Source organism: Thermanaeromonas sp. (assembly GCF_021890735.1).
Classification (GTDB): domain Bacteria; phylum Bacillota; class DSM-521; order Neomoorellales; family Neomoorellaceae; genus Thermanaeromonas.
Genome location: NZ_JAKKUR010000141.1, coordinates 1 through 2528, shown reverse-complemented (window position 1 = coordinate 2528; position 2528 = coordinate 1). Strand labels below are relative to the sequence as shown.

Annotated in this window: 2 protein-coding genes; both read right to left on the bottom strand. The window is 53.0% G+C overall.

From position 1 onward, the window contains the following. A partial coding sequence (gcvPB, locus tag L5656_RS11260; RefSeq protein ID WP_297202990.1) for an aminomethyl-transferring glycine dehydrogenase subunit GcvPB occupies positions 1-1286 on the bottom strand: 1286 nt, incomplete at its 3' end. Positions 1287-1302: 16 nt separating this feature from the next. Next, on the bottom strand, positions 1303-2528 hold a 1226-nt coding region (gcvPA, locus tag L5656_RS11255), incomplete at its 5' end, for an aminomethyl-transferring glycine dehydrogenase subunit GcvPA (RefSeq protein ID WP_297202988.1).

Below are 2528 nucleotides of genomic sequence, written 5' to 3'. Positions count from 1 at the left end.
GTAGGTTCGATCATCATAGCTTCGGGCACTATAAGGGGAAAATAAATCGTAGGAGCGTGGAACCCGTAATCTAATAGCCTTTTGGCTATATCTAAAGTGCGTACCCCTGCCTCCTTTATACGAGGCCCGGGGGCAATTACAAATTCGTGCTTGCATAAACCATCATAGGGCACATGATAATAAGGCCGCAAGAGGCTCAAAAGGTAGTTAGCATTTAACACCGCCTGCTGGCTTACCTCTTTTAATCCCTGGGGGCCTAAAGTACGGATATAGGTATAAGCCTTCACTAGAACAGCAAAATTACCGTAGAAGGTCTTTACCGGGCCGATGCTCTGGGGCCGATTATAATCCAGATAATACTCGCCCCGGTCAGCATCGAAAGCGACCACCGGAACCGGCAAGAAGGGAGCCAGGTGCTCTTTCACCCCCACCGGGCCGCTGCCCGGACCTCCACCACCGTGAGGGGTAGAAAAAGTCTTATGCAGGTTTACATGCACTACATCGAAGCCCATATCTCCGGGCCGTGCGATACCCATGATAGCGTTTAGATTGGCCCCATCATAGTAGAGCAAGCCTCCGGCTTCATGTACCAGACGGGCCATGGTAAGAATATCCCTTTCAAAAAGGCCTAGAGTATTGGGGTTGGTGAGCATCAGCGCGGCTGTATCCGGACCGAGGGCAGCTTCTAAAGCTTGAATTTCCACCAGGCCCTGCTCGTTGGAGGGTATCTGGACCACTTCCAAACCCGCCATGGCCGCGCTGGCGGGGTTGGTCCCGTGGGCAGAATCGGGAACCAAAACCTTCTTGCGGTGGGTTTCACCCCGGCTACGGTGGTAAGCTGCAATTATGAGGAGGCCGGTAAGTTCCCCATGGGCCCCCGCTGCCGGCTGTAAGGTTACCGCGTCCATACCCGTAATCTCGGCCAGGTATCCCTGCAAGCGGTACATGAGTTCCAGGGCCCCTTGGGCAAATTCATCGGGTAAATAGGGGTGTAAATTTGTAAAACCCGGAAGTCCGGCCGTAACTTCGTTAACCTTGGGGTTGTATTTCATAGTGCATGAACCTAAAGGGTAAAAGCCTGTATCCACGCCATAATTTAAGCTGGAAAGGTGGGTGAAATGCCTGACCACCTCTATTTCGCTTAACTCCGGCAAGTCAGCATCCTCAGAACGTCTCCATTTTTCAGGGAGATATTCCTCTACCCGCCCTGGCACATCGCAAGCAGGTAGAATATATCCTTGCCGTCCAGGGGCCCCTAGCTCGCATAAAAGGGGTTCCAGGGACATTTTATACCTACCTCCTTTATAGTTCCTTCAAGGCTTTCACCAAAGCATCTATTTCAGACTTGGTCCTTGCCTCTGTAACGCAGAAAAGCATGGCCCCTTCTAATTCGGGATAAAACCGCCCTAGATCAAACCCTCCCGCTATGCCGCGCTTAGCCAAATGATTAGCTACTTCCTTAGGAGGACGGGCCGCGCGCAAAGCAAACTCGTGGAAGAAAGGCCCGGTAAAGACAGGGTTTATCCCTTCTACCTTTAGTAGCTCTTCATAAGCATAGTGGGCCTTAAGCAGGCACTGCTCAGCCACTTCTTTTAAGCCCTTTTTCCCCAAGCAGGCCAAGTATATGGTAGCAGCCAGGGCGCAAAGTGCTTCGTTGGAGCAGATATTAGAAGTGGCCTTTTCCCGCCGGATGTGTTGTTCCCGCGCCTGCAGGGTGAGGACAAATCCCCGGTTCCCTTTGGTATCTACAGTCTGGCCTGCAATCCTCCCCGGAAGCCTCCTCACTAAATTTTCCTTGGCTGCCAAGAAACCCAGATAAGGGCCACCGAAATTTAGCGGGTTTCCCAGGCTCTGGCCTTCACCTACGGCCAGGTCTGCTCCGTATTCACCCGGCGGGGCCAAAAGCCCTAAAGAGACAGGATTCACCACAGCTATGAAGAGGGCTCCCGCTTTGTGGGCCAGCTCGCAAGCTTCAGACATATCCTCTAGCTGGCCTACGAAATTGGGCTGCTGGAGGATAACCCCGGCCACGTCCCGGCTTACCAGGTGAGATAAGGTTTCCAAAGAAGTCCGCCCATCCTCCCAGGGGATCTCCACAAGTTCAATACCCTGCCCCCAGGTGTAGGTCTTAAGTACAGCCCGGTACTGGGGATTAACCGCCCGGGAAACTAAAAGCTTATTTCGCCTGGTAGCAGCACAAGCCACCAAACCCGCTTCTGCCATGGCCGTGGCTCCATCATAATGGGAAGCCGTGGCTACCTCTAACCCGGTTAGTTCACATATCAGAGACTGGAATTCAAAGATGGCCTGCAGGGTGCCCTGGCTTACTTCGGGTTGGTAGGGAGTGTAAGCTGTATAAAACTCCGAGCGGGAAAGCAGCGCGTTTACAACGCTAGGTATATAATGCTCATAAGCTCCAGCGCCCAAAAAGGAGATCATATCAACCCTGTTCTTCCCGGCGAGTTCCTGCAAATGGCGTAAAACCTCGGCTTCGGCCAGGGGAGCGGGCAAGTCCAGCTCCCGTTTTA